The organism is Prosthecobacter dejongeii (genome assembly GCF_014203045.1).
Lineage (GTDB): Bacteria > Verrucomicrobiota > Verrucomicrobiia > Verrucomicrobiales > Verrucomicrobiaceae > Prosthecobacter > Prosthecobacter dejongeii.
Genome location: NZ_JACHIF010000011.1, coordinates 45161 through 61250, shown reverse-complemented (window position 1 = coordinate 61250; position 16090 = coordinate 45161). Strand labels below are relative to the sequence as shown.

Genomic DNA, 16090 nt, shown 5'->3' with positions numbered 1-16090 from the left:
CGTTTTTATTGTGGAGAAAATGTCGGTACTCTTGACGAATGGCCGCGTTTAGTAGCTTGATTGCTTTATCTGCGTCCATGAAACTCTTGTTCTCCGTCCTTTCCCTCCTTGTTGTCTGTTCCCTTGTGGCTCAGGAGGGAGCAAAAGAGGTCCCTGCAAAAACAGAGTGGGTGCTTTTTGATGGCAAATCCATGGCCAACTGGGAGGCGGTGGACATGGGCGGGAGCGGCGAAGTGACGGTGGAAGGCGGTCAGATGGTCATCAACCAAGGGGAGAGTCTGAGTGGTGTGGTTTATAAGAAGGTCGAAGAGCTGCCTCTGACGAATTATGAAATCACCGTGCAGGCCAAGCGGTTGCAGGGCGTGGACTTCTTTTGCGGTCTGACTTTCCCTATTGGAGATGTGAAAAAATGCGCCACGCTCGTTTGCGGTGGTTGGGGCGGCAGTGTGACGGGCATCAGCAGCATTGATGATCTGAACGCTGCCAACAATGCGACGGGAACCTACCAGCGTTATGAAGATGACAAGTGGTACACCATTCGTCTCCGGGTAACGCCTGAAAACCTGAGCGTCTGGGTGGATGAAAAGCAGGTGGTGGATCAGGATATCAAAGGACGAAAAGTGGCTCTTCGTGAGGGCCCTATTGATGCCTACGCGCCGCTTTCTTTGACGACTTACAACACGATGGCGGCGATCAAGAGCGTGCGTTTTAAAGTCATTCCTGCGGCGAAATAAGCACACTTTTGGGATCGCGACTTTTCTGGATCAGAGCATCTCATTGCGATAAGCAGCCGGGGAGGTATTCCGGTACTGACGCATCATGCGGCTGAGGTAGTGGCGATTGATGAGGCCGCATTGCTCCGCGATTTCGTCAATGCTGGTATCGCCATGGCGGAGTAGGCGGCAGGCTTCATCCAGCCGATAGTCCAAGAGCACCCGCATGGGGGCCTGCTGGAGTTCCTGCTGAAAAAGGTGGTTCAAATTGCGCACGCTTAGCCCGGCGTATTTGGCGATCTGTTCTGCCGTCAGTTTGAGGCTCAAGTGGGTATTCATGAACTCCATCGCCGTCAAGACGCGTGCGTCGAGCCGCTGTTGCTCCCAGACGCTATCGGGCAGGCATTGCACGGCCTCAGTGACCCAAAGGATGGAGTGCCAGGGGAAGCGATGGAACTCACTGGCTGGCTTGGTCAGCTTCTGCATCAGCCGCCGCATCTCAGGTGTGATGGGAAATTGATAGATGCCGGGAGCTGCGCGGTCGGCGAGGGGCCCCAAATTAAAATGTGCATACCATTTGGCGAAGGGCTGGTGCGTGCTGGTGCTGAAGGTGGTGTGTGGAGGGATGAGATACACACTGCCAGGGATGAGGGGCGTTTCCTTGCCGTCGATCTCGACTATGCCACCTGCGATGAGGGGCCAGTAGAGACGCCAGTAGGGATCGTGAAACCGGCGTAGTTCCCACTGCTCAAGTTCGATTTTGCGCGTGGTGAGAATGTCCACGGTGACGCCAGGAAGGGCGACGGCGCGATTTCCCACCACACGGTGTGCGGTGCCTGAGGGAACGAGGCTAAGAACGGGTTTCTCCACGGTGGATTGCGAAATTCGACACAAGTCTAGCCATTGGTGGCATGGATGACAAGGGCCGGATGGTTAGCATGTGCTCCCTTAATTCCAACCTAACCACGACTATGGCCGACATCAGCACCAGCGCAGCAGACAAGAAAGAGAAGGAATACTTCGCCAACATCCCTCAGGAGGCCCCGGGCTTTTTCCTCAAGGGCTCCCACCAGTATGACTGGGGGCTCAAGAACCGCCTCAGCCAGGTCTTCAATCCCAAGGACGGCCGCACCGTCATGCTCGCTTTTGACCACGGTTATTTCCAGGGCCCGACTACTGGCCTCGAGCGTGTGGACCAGACCATCCTCCCTCTGGAGCCCTATGCCGACTGTTTGATGCTCACCCGTGGCATCCAGCGCAGCGTCATCCCTGCTTCCACTCGCAAAGCCATCGCCCTGCGTGCTTCCGGCGGCACCTCCATGGTCAGCCCCTTTGAAGAGTGGGAAGGCGAACTGGACGGTAAGAAGGTCAAGTTTGGTCGCCCTGGCTTTGAGCCCCTCTCCAACGAAAGCACCGCGCTGAACATTGAGGAAGCTATCCGTCTCAATGCCAGCATCCTGGCCGTGCAGGTCTTCATCGGCAGCGCTTATGAGCGCCAGTCCCTGAAGAACCTGACCGACCTGGTGGATGCCGCCAGCCGTTACGGCATCGCCGTGATGGGCGTGACCGCCGTGGGCCGTGCGATGGCCCGCACTGCGCAGTATTTCCGCCTGGCCACGCGCATCATGGCAGAGCTGGGAGCCAACGTGGTGAAGTGCTACTACACGGAAGAAGACTTTGAAACGGTGACGAGCTGCTGCCCAGTGCCGATCGTGATCGCGGGTGGGAAGAAGCTGCCCGAGTTGGAAGCCTTGAGCATGTGCTACAACGCGATCCAGCAGGGAGCCAATGGAGTGGACATGGGGCGAAACATCTTCCAGAGCGATGCGCCGATCAGCATGATGCAGGCGGTGCGAGGAGTGGTGCATGAAGGTCTGACGCCTGAACAGGGCTACCAGATGTACAACGATCTCAAGGCCAAAGGCACTAAGTAAGATCATCCTCATGGAACTGAAACCCAATCAAGTCCGGCTCATGATGCTGCAGGTGGCGGATGCCATCATTGTGGCAGAGCCGATGCTGTCTCAGGCAGATCGCGATCTCGGTGATGGTGATCATGGCCTGGGCATGAAGCGAGGGATGGAAGCGGTGAAAGCCCAGCTTGAGCCTATGGAAGCTGCTAGCGTGGAGCAAGTCTTCGTCGCTACAGGCACAGCTATGATGACCAGCATGGGCGGGGCCTCCGGCGCGCTTTTTGGTACGGTCTATCGTGCTGGTGGTAAGGCTGTGGCAGGTCGCGAGGTTTTGGATGCCGAAGGTCTGGCCCTCTTTCTTCAAGCTGCGCTGGAAGGCGTGATGAAGCGTGGCGGTGCAAAGCCTGGTGACAAGACCATGATCGACGCGCTAGCTCCTGCGGCTGAAAAAGCCAAGGAAGTCAGCGGGCTGCCTCTGGAGGAAGCTTTGGTGGCAGTGGCCGCTGCGGCTGAAGCCGGTAAGGAAGCTAGCAAAGCGATGATCGCTCAGTTTGGCCGTGCCAAAACTCTGGGCGAAGCCTGCATCGGGTTTCCAGATGCTGGGGCATGTTCGGTCACGATCATGTTGCAGACCATGCTGTCCTTTGTGAAGGCAGCAGACTAACTTGAACTCGTGTCTGAGATCCTCTGGGTCTCACTTAACGTGGAGCTGGGAAACTGGCTTCACGTTTTTTTGTTTTAAGATTTGGTTAGGGCAGGGTAATCTTCAGTCTCAAGAATTGACGACTGCGATTAGGAATGATTAAAACGGATGCGCTAGAAGCCGTGCCTGGAGAGCTATGTTCCACCCCATTGCTGGTCCAGTTTTTCAAGTCGGATGAGGTTTCGGCGGCATACACAAGATCGGCTCTTTGGAGTGGGTAGCTTAGTTGTAACGAGCCTGCTTGGCGAGTCACGGCAAGTTGCCTCATGGGAATGGCTGCTTTGGGGTCAGAGTTCATGGCGTATTCCATCAGGAGGGGAATGCCGTCAGCATCGGAATCGAAGCTGTCTGGCGTGGCAAGAGGGATGCCCAGGGTGGCTTTCCAGGCGGCATAAAGGCCGTGCTCGTAAACACCGATGTCGGGTGCATTTCCGAGTGTGCGGGATGTGCCCAGAATATCTGTGGTGACGTTGGCAAGTGTGGTTCCTGCATCAATCAAGGGCGAGCCCGTTTTGAGGCGGAAGTCAGCGCCGGCTGGGGCCACAACCGAGTTTTCCAGCGTTATAAGAGGGATAGAGTGGGGCTCATGCCCGGAGGCGAACCAAGTCTCTAAAGAAATGCGGCTGGTTTCCCCGTCGGTAGAGATGAAGCGCCCGCCGCCAAAAGCGTTGTAGTCGCTATCCGTCCACGCGGCATCAGATGGGGTGTTCCATGAGAAGGGGCCTTTAGCGGTGGTGGCATTGTAAAGCAGATTGTTACGCACGGTGATGGGGCCGATGACATCGGTGATGCGCAGGTTGTAACGGGCTGCGGCAGGGGTGATGATGGTGTTATTGAGCACCTGCATGCCCTTGGGGCCTTCGGCACCGCCGCCTTTGAAAAGAGCGATGCCGGTGGCTAAATTATTATACAAGAGGTTATTCCGAATGATGCCATCCTGTAGGCCGTCCAGGTTCATGCCAGCCCCGCCTAACGAGCCGTTGTTGTAGATGATGTTGTTTTCGAACAAAGCGCCCGTGATGATACCGTCTCCCCCTTGAATGACGTCGCCATTGGAACGAAGTCCCGAGCCAACGTTGTCGTGCAGGCGGTTGCCGCGCACAATGGGCCGATCTCCGCTATTGGCCACGTAAATGCCATGCTGTTCGATGCTGCCGTAACAATCATTGTATTCGAGTACGATGTCGTTGCTATGACTGGTGACAACGCCCCAGCGATAGTGATTGCCAAAAACTCCATGACGTACGGTGACGTGGTTGGACTCAATGATGCGCATGCCTGCATTGGCGGAGCCGAAGGTCTGTAGCCCCTCAAAAACGACGTTGGTGCAGAGCCAAACGACCATGTTGTTAGGATTATTGATGCCACGATCCGTTGTCTTTGTGATGATGGCTTTGCGACCTGGCGCAATGATTTTCGTCACAGTGTTTGCAGAACCGAGGCTCACGGCATCGAAGCCTTTGTAACTGCCATCGGCGACGATGACGGTATCTCCGGGCGAAATGGCGCTAAGGGCTCTACGGATTTCCCGGAAAGGGGCGGCCTGAGTGCCATTGTTGGAATCCAGGCCTGCTGGTGAGACATGGTATTCTGCTCCCAGGACTGCTCCAACGACCAAGAAGGTCAGTTGAATCAGCGCGGCAACATGGGCGATGAAAGCTGGGCGAGGAGGCATGACGAAAATGGGACGATAGAAGCGCCCACTCCATTCATGGACAGTATTTCGCTGTTTTTGCTCACACACGTGCAGGTTTGCCAAATAAGAGAGGTAAGATATGTTACGGTAACAGTTTGTGATTGATTGTCATTGCCCGTTCTTGGCGTTTATGAGAGTCTTAGAAGAACCAACCCTGTTTTGTCACACATGATGTTACGTCGCACCTTATTAGCCGCTCTAGCGGCCACTGCTCTTTCTTCTCCTGCTCAGCAAGTCTGGGTGGAGGCGGAGTCTTTTGCCAACCCTGGTGGCTGGATGCTGGATACCCAGTTCATTGATATTATGGGGTCTCCTTACCTGCTGGCTCATGGCATGGGCACACCTGTCAAAAACGCCGAGACAGAGATCACGGTGGCAGAGCCTGGAAGCTATAAGGTCTGGGTGCGCACCAAAAACTGGGTGGGCCCATGGGATGCCCCGGGAGCTCCAGGGAAATTCCAGGTCAGCGTGAATGGCAAGACGCTGGATAAAGTGCTGGGCACGGAGGGCAAGGATTGGCTATGGCAGGAAGCGGGCACGGTCGAATTGAAAGGAAAGGCTAAAATAGGCCTCGTCGATAACACGGGTTTTGATGGCCGAGTGGATGCCCTCGTTCTGAGCAAGGATGCAACATTCACCCCGCCTGCTGACTTTGCTGCAACGAATGAGCTGCGTAAAAAGTTGTTAGGCCTTCCTGCGCAAGCCCCGGAGACTGAGGAGTATGATCTCGTGGTCGTCGGTGGTGGTTATTCGGGTATGGGTGCCGCTCTATCAGGAGCACGCCAAGGTTTGAAAGTGGCCTTCATTCAGAATCGTCCGGTTCTGGGGGGGAATGGCTCCAGCGAAGTGCAGGTTTGGGCCATGGGGGGCACTCGTCGGGGGCTGTATCCTCACTTGGGCGAGATCGTGGAAGAATTCGCCGATCGTGCGAGTAACAGTCCTGCGGCCACGCCTGAAGAGTTTAACGACAAACTCAAAGAAGAAGTGGTGAAGGCCGAGAAGACGATTGATCTTTTCCTCAACACTCACGTCTATGCAGTGGAGATGGAAAAGGGCGCGGATAAGAAGATTCGCAGCGTCACGGGCCTAGACACCAGGACGGGGAAAGAGACCCGTTTTCGTGGCAAGTTCTTCAGCGATTGCACCGGCCATGGCAGTGTGGGTTTCCTGGCAGGGGCTAGCATTCTTCAAGAAGACAAAGGCCGCATGGGCATGAGCAACATGTGGGTCCTGAAGAAGTCTGAGAAACCAAAGGCCTGGCCTGAAACTCCTTGGGCGTTGGACTTGAAATTGGAAGATTTTCCGGCCCCTAAAGTGATGGAGCCTGCGGGCATCAAGAATAAGGCAAACATGACGGGTTATGACCTGGGTTACACCCCGGTGGAAAACGCTGAAGACTATCTGCATGGTGAGTGGTTCTGGGAGAGCGGTTTTGACCAGGACCCGATCAATGGTCTGGAACGCATTCGTGACTGGAACTTCCGTGCAGTGTATGGGGCGGTGAGTGCTTTGAAGAAGTTTGAGCCGGCCAAGTATGGCAGCTACGACATGCAGTGGTTGGCCTATGTGGGCGGGACTCGCGAATCCCGCCGCATTGTGGGTGACCTCATTCTTCCAGGGGAAGACATGGTGAAAGGTGTGATTCATCCTGATGCGTGCGTGCCGACGACTTGGGACCAAGATCTGCACTATCCAAAAGAGCAGTATGCAGTGAAATTTCCTGAGAACCCGTTTATCTCTCGCGCTCAATTTGGCAAACACACGGACCGCAAAAACGGTTATCCGGTGCCTTATCGCTGCCTGTATTCCAAAGACATTGGCAACCTATTCATGGCGGGCCGCAATATCAGTGTGGACCGTTACGCTCTGGGCAGCACACGCGTGATGCGTACGTGCGGCATGTTCGGTGAAGTGGTGGGCAAGGCTGCGTGGATCAGCGTGCGTCATCACACGACTCCACGGGGTGTGTATGAGCAGTATCTGGACATTTTGAAGGACTTGATGAACCAACCTGGGGCGATGCGTCGCGACAGTTTGGAAGGTCCACTTTACCTTCCGGCGAATGCCAAAAAGCTGCCTGAGATCGTCAATGAGACGCTGGATGTGAAGAAGATGGATGGGTTGGTGATTGATGACGCAGATGCTGAACTCACGGGTAAGTGGGCTCAAGGTGAAGGCCTGAAGCCTTTCGTGGGTGACCATTACAGCTATGGCCAGGACAAAGGTGCCAGTGCAAAGTTTGCCTTCGCGGTGAAAGAAAGTGGCGAATATGAAGTGCGCGTTTATTGGCAGCCGCATGAAAATCGCGGTAAGTCTGTACCCATTACCGTTTTGAGTGCTGACGGAGAGAAGACTGTGCAAGTGGACCAAAGCAAGCCTGCCAATGGCAAGCAGGGGGCTCATACGATTGGCACGTTCAAGTTCAATGCCGGTGAAGAGGCTTCTGTGATCTTCCGGACGGAAGGTTCCAAGGGTAACGTTCACCTGGATGCCGTGCAGGTGGTGAAGAAGTAACCTTTACGCCCGTTTATTTTAAAGGCCGGTTCCCTCTGGAATCGGCCTTTTTTTTATGGGAGGAATCCATCCCTGGTTAGGCCAGTAAAGGGGGATGCATCTCAAAGCGGGGGATGCGAGCGCAGACGGGTCTGCCCTGCGTGGTGGTGCCGAAGAATGAGCCTGTGGCGGTGCTCTCCGCCTTGATAACGTGGTAGGAATTGTAACTGAAGGTCTGCCCAGGCTCCAGTTTCGGGAACTGACCAACAACGCCATCACCTTCCACCACAAGAGTATCGCCATCGGTATCGCGGACGATCCACTTACGGCCGAAGATGTTTACAGTCTCCTCGGAAGCATTGTGGATGGAGACATGATACACGAACGGGTGGGGCCGATCTGGCGGCGCGGGCCGCGTCGGATCATACTGTACCTCATCCACAGTGACGGAGAGGCCGGTGAGATGCTCAAAGCGGACGTTCATGATGCCGCAGAATAGGGGCAAAGGGGGCAGGGGTCAAGAAATGGCCATCCCCTTCGGTATTTGACCAGAAGCGCACGGTGGTCAGACGAATCAGCCACCGTGCGTGGTTGGGGATAATGTTACTTAGTGCCTTTGGCCTTGAGGTCGTTGTACATCTGGTAGCCCTGTTCAGGCGTCAGACCTTCATGCACCACTCCTCGCACCGCCTGCATCATGCTGATCGGCGCATCGCTCTGGAAGATGTTTCGCCCCATGTCCACTCCATTGGCTCCCTGCTGGATCGCGTTGTAGCACATGCTCAAGGCTTCCAACTCGGGCAGCTTCTTCCCACCCGCGATCACGATCGGCACTGGGCAGCAGCTCGTCACCGTTTCAAAGTCTTCTTCCGTGTAGTAGCACTTCACCACGTTGGCTCCCAGCTCTGCCATGATGCGCGTGGCCAGGCGGAAATACTGCGCGTTGCGGGCCATCGCACGGCCCACGGCGGTCACGCCCATCACGGCGATGCCGTAACGGCTGGCGGCATCCACCAGGTCGGTCAGGTTCTTCAGGGACTGGCGCTCATAAGCGCTGCCGATGAAGACCTGCACGGCCAGGATGCTGGCGTTGAGGCGGATAGCTTCCTCAATGTTCAGCGCGGTGCTTTCGTTGGAGAGGGGCTCAAAGCCAGGGCGACCAAACTTGACCTTCTTACCGTCCAGTTCGCCTTCCCACTCTTCAAAGGGGCTGACCATGGAGGTGCCGCCGGAAGCACGCAGGGCGATGGCTTTGCGAGTGGAAGCAGGGATGACGCTGCGCTGGATGCCACGGGTGAGCATCAAGCAGTCGGCATAGGGCTCCAGAGGGAGGATGGTCTGGTCCACACGCTCGAGGCCAGTAGTCGGGCCCTGGAAATAACCGTGGTCAAAGGCGAGCATGACGGTGCGGCCGTCCTTGGGATTGAAGACCTGGCTGAGGCGGTTCTTGAGCCCCCAGTCATACTGGTGGGAGCCCTTGAGGAAAAAGCCCGGGGCCTCCTGAGGGATGTTGGCGAAGTATTCCTTCTCTTTCTTGTCTGCTGCGCTGGTGCTGATGTCGGCCATAGTGTGTGCGGTTTAAGTTGGGCGCGCACAGTCGGCATGAATGGCTGGAGTGCAACCCTCAGAGCATCAAACCCAGCAAGGCTTCGCGAATTTGGGCCCGCCATTTGGAGAGATAAGCGAGGCGTGCCTGGACGGCCTGTAGTTCCGGCCAAACATGTTCATCCCCACTCGCAATGCGGGCATCATAAGGCCCTAGCTGAGACTCCATCTGCAGCCAGGCGTTTTCGATCTGGGAGCCAAGTTCTTCCAAAGCTTCCCGCAGTCGCATTTCCTCTCCTGCTAGGAGGGCTTTGGAAAGGGCGGTCGTGGCGGTTTGTTTCTTTTTGAGGAAGACCTGGACCGATTGCAGCAGTGGGCCGACTTTTTCAAAAAGCGACATCAGGGCAGCATCCAGCGGGACTGCGCGCCAGGGGGTATCGGAATGCTGCTCAATCAGGTGTTTGAGTCGAGTGACGGGAGACTTGAGGGTCTCCAACGCCGCGTTTAAATCGGCACTGAGCGTGGCATCCCCACCGTATTGATCTGGGTGGGCTGAACGGGTGGCGTTCAGGTAGGCTGACTGGAGTAACTCCTCATTCAGGGCTGCGCTGGGGGACAGGCCTAAAAGGGCAAAGGCATCCGCAGACATGGTGCAAATCAGGCCGCGAAACTTTCGCCACAGGAGCAGGTGACAATGGCGTTTGGGTTGGTGACTTTAAAACCGCCCTGCTGTAGATCGTCGCTAAAGTCTAACTCCGAACCACTGACAAAAAGAGCGCTTTTGGGATCAATCACGACCCGAACATCTGCTGACAGGACCATGATGTCTCGATTGGCCGGTCCATCGACCAGGTCCATTTTGTATTGAAGACCCGAACAGCCGCCACCGACGACGGCAACTCGCAGTGCTCCATGCTCAGCACGGCCTTGTTTAGTCAGCAGACCCGTAAGTTTACGGGCCGCATTAGGCAGCACTTTGATGAGTTTCTCGTTGCCGATCTTGTAGTTAGGCGCGGTTTGAGGAGCGGCGTTGGCGGTCATGAGAGTGGGGGCGTTTGTGCGCTCTGGCGCGACTTCCAAGCCTCAAAGTCAGCCTTGGGGGTGCGGAAGATGGCTGCGCAGCGTGGGCAAGTGATGGTGGCAGAGCCGTCTTCAAAAATGTACCCGAGATCTTCTTCGCTAAGACGGCTGAGCATGGGGAACATGCGGTCTGCGGTGCAGCCGCAGTCAAAGACGTAGCTGCGGGTTTCTAGAAGGGTAAGGTGCTCAGCCTCATCCAGTTTCGGAATCTCAGCTTCGGTGAGGTTGGCCAGCCACTCTTCATCGGCATCTGGCTCGGCAGAGATCTGGACGAAGTCTTCATCAGGAAGGCGGAAGATGCGAGTGAGGCGCTGCTCACTCTGCGTGTAAAACTGTTCTACGGCAGCGAGAACGTCGTTTCCCTGAAACTCGATCATGCTCTGGCGGTTTTGCATGTGAGTGCGGGTCGTCTGGGAGATGAAAAGGCTCTTGCCAGAGTCTTTGACATCCTCGGTAAAAAGACGGCCTGTGACGCGGCCTGGGATGGTATTGCCAGTGACGAAGATATTCAGCAGGGGATCATGAATATTGATGGTCCAGGCGCAGCCTTCATCATGTGGGCGGGAGGCGAGATGAAGAGCCACGGCAGTGAACCCATCCTTGAGCATTTGGTCAAGGCGGTCTGGATGCTTGATGCCGTGCTGCATGAGATGCAGGTAGTAATCCATGTACATGGGACTGAAACGGCCACGCACAAGCAGGCAGTTACGCTTCCGTACGAAGTAGCAACGGATTTCAGTGGCGGAGAGATCTGGGCTGAGCATCTGGCTCATAACAAGGATTTAGAGGGTATTAAAAAGTGAGGGCTTTTCAGCCCCCACTTCAAAGGTCGAAGACAGCTCTCGGCTGCCTATGCAGAAGTCAGAGAGGCTTGATGTAGAGGTCTTTGTAGTAAACGACGCTCTTGGGGTCATGGGCCTGGATGGCCATGGTGCCGGGGCTGAGTTTACGACCGGCCATGTTTTTCAGAGCCGTGGCAGGATCCCAACCTTCAGGCTCGGTCCAGTCGGTGGTAACTTTACCATTGATGCTGATGGTGATGTGTTTGCCTTCGACTTTGATGCTGTAGTCGAACCATTCACCATCGCCTACGGGAGCGGTGTTGAGGACGTCTTTCACGGCGTAAAGTCCGCCGGTTTTCTTGGGGTCCTTGTGCTCGGTACTGTTCACTTGGCATTCGTAACCCTTTTCAGGCCAGCCTTTTTCCTGGTACTCAGTGGCGATGTAGAGGCCGGAGTTGGAGCCGGGCATGTGCTTCACTTTGCCTTTGAACTCAAAGTTGGTGAATTTGGCATCACCATTGGGGCCCACGTAAAAGAGGTGGGAGCGGCCATTGCTGACTTTGATGGTGCCGTCTTCGACGGAGAAGCTGCCGGGAGTTTCCTCATTGGATTTCCAGCCCGTGAGGTCCTTGCCATTGAACATGGAGACCCAGCCATCTGCTTGCGAGGCAGCGGCGGTGGTAGCTGGTACTGCGGCGGACTTGTCATCGGCAGCCTGGCAGACGGCCAATCCTAGAAGGACGGCGATAGCGGTAAGGTGGTTGATTTTCATGGAGGAGGCCGATTTACACGGGAGCGGCAGAGGTGGCAACAGGCAAGGCATGTCATCCTACGGCCTATGAAGGGAACGAGCGAGAGAGCCTTTCGGGCTGGTTAGAGGCGTACTTGGGTGAGCACTTCCTGAATAAACATCCAGTTCCGAGTGATTTGGGCGGCGACAAAGGCTGCGAGGAGGACGGTGATGGGGAGTTTGATTTTTGGCCAATGCTCCAGGCTGCGCTCTAAGCCGAGGCCCGTGGCAATGACGACCGCAGGCGTCCAAAGACAGGCCTGGAGGAGAAGTTTGCTACGGTCGCCATACCAAGGCAGGGCGGCGATGAACCAGACAATGACAGCCACGATACCGAGGGTAAAAGGATCCAACTGCGCCCGCCAAATGAGGCCGGCAAAACTTAGGGCCAGGAGGAGGAACCAGGCGGCACCCACGCCTTTTTGTAAGTCTAGCTTTGACCATTGGGCTTCTTGTAAAACGACGCGGCGGCGATTGCCAAAGCTGGCGTCGGGCTCTGTGGCGATGGAGTGGGGGGCGACGATGTTCGAAAGAAATAGTTCCCGGCCGACCAACCCCGCCTGGGCTCTGTCTGCTACCCAGGGGGCTTTTTGGATATCCCAAGTCAAGGGTGAAGCGGGCAAAGGAGATGAGAGTGGATAAACCGAGCGTTGCACATTGGCCAAACCAAAGGTGAGCGTAACGGCGGCTAGGGCGATGATGAGTGGCTGAGGGATGAAACGCTGCTGCTGGCTGCTGTCATGGGCACAACGAGCCAGAGCAAGCAAGACAATGGGAAGTAAATTACCCACAAAGCACCCCAAGGCATAAATCGTCACCAACCCATGCAGCCACCAAGGAGCGAGTGTGCCCTGGGCGGTGAGTGCTGCTAAGGCGGCAACGCCAAGTCCGGCGAAGATCCACACCTCAGGCAGAGAAGCAGAGATCCATACGCAGGGGCCAGCTCCGCAGGCGATGGCTAATAAAATGGCTCGCAGGGAGGGGACGCCGCTCCAGAGAAGAGCATGATAGACCATAACGACCATGAAAGCGCCAGCGAGGCAGGTCAAGATGGCGATGCCGTGCTTGCGTGCGCGATTAACATCCAGCCCCACGCTTTCTAGCCCTTTGATCAGGAGTTGCGCGGGAGGGTGATGCAGGATGACGAAGGCGGGGTGCTCAGCACCGATGCTGCTGTGGTCACCTGTGTGAGAGTTTGTAAGGTTACGAAAGAACGCTTGGGTATCGGCCCCGAAGAGGACCTGATCCCGCACATACAGCGGCGTGTCTTGAAAATGCTGATGGGCGGCAAAAAAGAGGCTGTAAAATGCCACGGCTAAGATAGCCCCCATGCCACGCCAGCGGGTGATGATCTGACTGGTGCGCGAGGCATGTACATAGGTGGACTGACGCATGGGGAAGCGATGGTTCATGTACTTTTGCGAGGCAGCAATGAGGAAAATGGCATGTTACCTGCATGAATCAGAAATGCAGACGGCTGCCCCTTGTCATGCGAAGGATGACCGTTAGCTTAAAAACTGATGAAACGGATGATCAGACGCCTCTTTAAGTTCTGCGTGGCAACGGCCATGCTGGGCGGGCTTCTGTATGCGGGGACGGATTCCTTTTCTCGGCAATGGCGGGATTTTATCGTGGGCCAGATGGCGGAGAGAGGTCTGCATCTGGACTTTGAGGGGTTGTTGCTCAATCCATTTGGGGGACTGATCGCCCGAGACGTGCGAGTTTTTACAGGGGCTGATAGGCAACATGTCTTGGCCTCGGTGGATCGGCTGAATCTGGATTTCGATTACGGAAAGCTGATGGAGAAAAAGTTTGTGGTGGAAGGACTGGAACTCAGCCACGCCAGTGTCTCCCTGCCTGTGGATGACTCTGCGGGTGGGCAGACCGTGATTGCTGTGGAAGACTTGAGCGCCCGAGCTTTTTTGCGCGAAGGAGTGTTAGAGGTGCGCCAGGCCCAGGGCACCTTGTCTGGTATTCGCCTCAGCCTTACAGGGCTATTGACGCTGCCAGAGAAAAAGGTGGATGACCCCCCTAAACCTAAGGTGGACAGCCTTTCGGTCGCGCATCAAATGCAGGTGCTGAATGCCCATCACCGCCGCATTCAGCGTGGGTTGGATTGGCTACAACGTTTCAAATTTGATGTGGCCCCGCAGTTGCGCTTGGAAGTGAATGGGGCGCTGGATCGGCCTTTGGAGTTGTCTGCGAGGCTATTCTTTGAAACGCGTGGTTTGCGGTATGATACCTATGTGTGTCAAGAACTGGTCGCGGAGGCAGAGTACAACGCTGGTTTGATCGATCTAACGAGGTTGTATCTTAAAGATCCGACAGGTCAGGTAAATGCCAGTGCGACTTGGAGAATGGGGACGCCGGAGTTGCGCTTTCAGCTCACCTCCAGTGCAGATCTTCCGGGGATGGCACAGGCTTTCCTGAACAGTGACAATCTGCGTGAAATTGTTTTTTATGGCACCCCACACTTGGCCTTAAACGGGGTGTGGCATGTGGATGGTCCTTTAGCTCAAAGTAAACGACCCGTTCAAGCAACAGGTCGTTTAGACTGTGGGCGTTTTAGCACCAGTGGGGCGGTGTTTGATGGGTTGGAGGCCAACATCGGCGTAGCGCCGGAAGGCGTCTATGTACGGGATCTTGTCCTGAAACATGAAACGGGTACCTTAACTGCCCAGGCTCTCTCGCATGAGGTGGAAGGTTTCAAATATCGCGCGGTGCTGCGTATGGATCCGAATGCCTTCATGCCATTCGCGAAGTTGAAGCAGACTCGGGAGTTGATCAGTCGCTTTCAATGCAATCCGGAATCCAGCATCTACTTTGAAGTGGAAGGCGCTGGGCCAAAGCCGGACTTACAGGTGTGTCTCAACAAAGGTCGTGGGGATTTGCGCAATCTTCGCTATCGAGGGGTGGACCTGGAGCAATTACAAGCGGATGTGGAATTTCAGGGGCCGATCATGCACTTTCGCAATGCGAAGGTGCGGCGTGAAGAGGGGGTTGGAGAAGTGGCCCATGTGCATGTCAACGATGCGGTGGGGGAGAAATGGGTGCGGCTGGAGGGCATCCGTGCGGGGATTGATCCCGTGGCAGTGACCAGTTGCTTCGCTCCCAAGGTGGCGGAGCAGATCGCGAAGTATCGGCTACCAATGACCACGGCGGTGGAGATGGATGGCGTGATCTACTACCGTGAAGGATCGAAGAGTGACTTTGAGGTGAAGTTTAAGCACCCGACTGGAACGGGGCGTTATTCGTTGTGGGGAGATGATTTTATCATTGGTTCACCGGAGGGGGAATTGGTGTTCAAAGGGCTGGACATGAAGTTCAATATTCGCGGCAGCTTATTTGGTGAAGCGCTTTCGGCGAAGGGGAGCGTGGATGTGGCACCGGGAACCAATGACTTTGATGTGGTGGTGAATGCAGGCGAGTTTCCGTATGAGATCTTTGGGAAGAAAGTGCCGTTTGAAAAAGTGGTTGCCGATGTTTCAAGCAAGGGCGGGACGACTTCGTTTGATATTCGCTCTTCCTTGATGGGCGGCGCTTTTTCTCTGAAGGGCAGCATGGATGAAACGAAGCTACCACAACCCTACAAAGGAGAACTCAGGCTGGATGGGGTGAGCTTTCGCCGGTTTGCTCAGGTGTACTCGGAAACGAATGATACGGAGGGGGACATCACTGGCCATTTTCGTTTTGCTGGGCGGCAGAATGACTGGATGGCGCTGAAAGGTGGCGGGGCTGCCATCATCGTGAATGGTAACCTTTACGCCGTGCCCATTCTGGGCCCTCTCACGCCTATTTTAGGCAGTGTTTTGCCAGGCCAGATCAAGGGGTACAATGTGGCTAAAGAGGCGAATTGTACTTTTGAGGTGGCGGATGGTTATGCCGTAACGAACAACTTTGAAGCACTCACGAGCGTCTTTAAAATCGCCATGGGGGGCAAAATTGATTTCATTCGGGATGCGGTGGATCTCACGGCTCAGGTGCGTATTCGGGGGCTCCCGGGGCTGGTATTTTTACCTTTTAGTGAACTCCTCGAATACCGGGGAACGGGCTCGATCAGCAAGACGAACTGGAAGTCAAACCTGCTGAGTGGAAATAAAAAGGCCACGGATCGTGCGCCACCGAGTGAAGAAAATATGGAGGCAGCGGAACGGATCGCTGGGGAGTCACTGCCAGCCAAGAAGGAAGAACCCAAGCGGCCTGCCTCAATGTTTAATCGCCCGGGCGGTCGGTGAATTTTTTTACGTTGCGCTGGAGGTTGGTGCAATCTATCTGCATTTCATGGCGAGCCTGAGCATGCAGCGCAGGCACGTTTTCTTTATCAAGACCGGAATCATGCATGAGTCATTCCGGCAGCCATTCACAGATGCAGGGA

General features: G+C 55.5%; 14 protein-coding genes. 5 read left to right on the top strand and 9 right to left on the bottom strand.

From position 1 onward, the window contains the following. The first annotated feature begins 77 nt into the window (after nt 1–77). Nucleotides 78–734: a 3-keto-disaccharide hydrolase gene (locus HNQ64_RS20740; RefSeq protein WP_184212330.1), complete on the top strand. Its 657-nt coding sequence runs from the start codon at nt 78–80 to the stop codon at nt 732–734. A 30-nt stretch (nt 735–764) separates the two neighbouring features. Here the strand turns inward: HNQ64_RS20740 and HNQ64_RS24400 are convergent, their stop codons facing one another. After that, nucleotides 765–1583 (bottom strand): helix-turn-helix domain-containing protein, encoded by an 819-nt coding sequence (locus tag HNQ64_RS24400; RefSeq protein WP_184212328.1) that lies wholly within the window; start codon nt 1581–1583, stop codon nt 765–767. A gap of 101 nt (nt 1584–1684) precedes the next feature. On the opposite strand from HNQ64_RS24400, the gene HNQ64_RS20730 reads away from it, so the two are divergent. Continuing rightward, nucleotides 1685–2647: a beta/alpha barrel domain-containing protein gene (locus HNQ64_RS20730; RefSeq protein WP_184212677.1), complete on the top strand. Its 963-nt coding sequence runs from the start codon at nt 1685–1687 to the stop codon at nt 2645–2647. 10 nt (nt 2648–2657) lie between these two features. Next, nucleotides 2658–3290, top strand: coding sequence for a dihydroxyacetone kinase subunit DhaL (dhaL, locus tag HNQ64_RS20725; RefSeq protein ID WP_184212326.1), 633 nt, complete (start codon nt 2658–2660; stop codon nt 3288–3290). Nucleotides 3291–3375: 85 nt separating this feature from the next. Here dhaL and HNQ64_RS20720 read toward each other — a convergent pair whose 3' ends face one another. After that, nucleotides 3376–5004 carry a right-handed parallel beta-helix repeat-containing protein gene (locus HNQ64_RS20720; protein WP_184212324.1) on the bottom strand — a complete coding sequence of 543 codons (1629 nt, stop codon included), beginning with the start codon at nt 5002–5004 and terminating at the stop codon, nt 3376–3378. A 189-nt stretch (nt 5005–5193) separates the two neighbouring features. Between HNQ64_RS20720 and HNQ64_RS20715 the strand changes: the two genes are divergently transcribed. Beyond that, nucleotides 5194–7539: an FAD-dependent oxidoreductase gene (locus HNQ64_RS20715; protein ID WP_246431152.1), complete on the top strand. Its 2346-nt coding sequence runs from the start codon at nt 5194–5196 to the stop codon at nt 7537–7539. 76 nt (nt 7540–7615) lie between these two features. Here HNQ64_RS20715 and HNQ64_RS20710 read toward each other — a convergent pair whose 3' ends face one another. From HNQ64_RS20710 to HNQ64_RS20680, 7 genes are all read right to left on the bottom strand, one after another. Then, a complete protein-coding gene (locus HNQ64_RS20710) occupies nt 7616–8002 on the bottom strand; it encodes an ApaG domain-containing protein (RefSeq protein WP_184212322.1) in 387 nt (128 codons plus the stop codon). 119 nt (nt 8003–8121) lie between these two features. After that, a complete protein-coding gene (locus HNQ64_RS20705; RefSeq protein WP_184212320.1) occupies nt 8122–9084 on the bottom strand; it encodes a 3-hydroxy-5-phosphonooxypentane-2,4-dione thiolase in 963 nt (320 codons plus the stop codon). A gap of 58 nt (nt 9085–9142) precedes the next feature. Then, nucleotides 9143–9712: a hypothetical protein gene (locus HNQ64_RS20700; RefSeq protein ID WP_184212318.1), complete on the bottom strand. Its 570-nt coding sequence runs from the start codon at nt 9710–9712 to the stop codon at nt 9143–9145. Between the two features lie 8 nt (nt 9713–9720). Beyond that, nucleotides 9721–10104, bottom strand: a complete 384-nt coding sequence (locus HNQ64_RS20695; protein WP_184212316.1) for a HesB/IscA family protein — start codon at nt 10102–10104, stop codon at nt 9721–9723. Beyond that, nucleotides 10101–10916, bottom strand: a complete 816-nt coding sequence (locus HNQ64_RS20690; protein ID WP_246431151.1) for an Hsp33 family molecular chaperone HslO — start codon at nt 10914–10916, stop codon at nt 10101–10103. Before HNQ64_RS20690 ends, HNQ64_RS20695 begins: the two co-directional genes overlap by 4 nt. A gap of 88 nt (nt 10917–11004) precedes the next feature. Then, nucleotides 11005–11697 carry a 3-keto-disaccharide hydrolase gene (locus HNQ64_RS20685; protein ID WP_184212314.1) on the bottom strand — a complete coding sequence of 231 codons (693 nt, stop codon included), beginning with the start codon at nt 11695–11697 and terminating at the stop codon, nt 11005–11007. Between the two features lie 101 nt (nt 11698–11798). Beyond that, on the bottom strand, nt 11799–13127 hold the full coding sequence (locus HNQ64_RS20680; RefSeq protein WP_184212312.1) for a hypothetical protein: 1329 nt from the start codon (nt 13125–13127) through the stop codon (nt 11799–11801). Between the two features lie 117 nt (nt 13128–13244). Between HNQ64_RS20680 and HNQ64_RS20675 the strand changes: the two genes are divergently transcribed. Further along, nucleotides 13245–15950, top strand: coding sequence for an AsmA-like C-terminal region-containing protein (locus HNQ64_RS20675; protein WP_184212310.1), 2706 nt, complete (start codon nt 13245–13247; stop codon nt 15948–15950). The last annotated feature ends 140 nt before the right edge of the window (nt 15951–16090 follow it).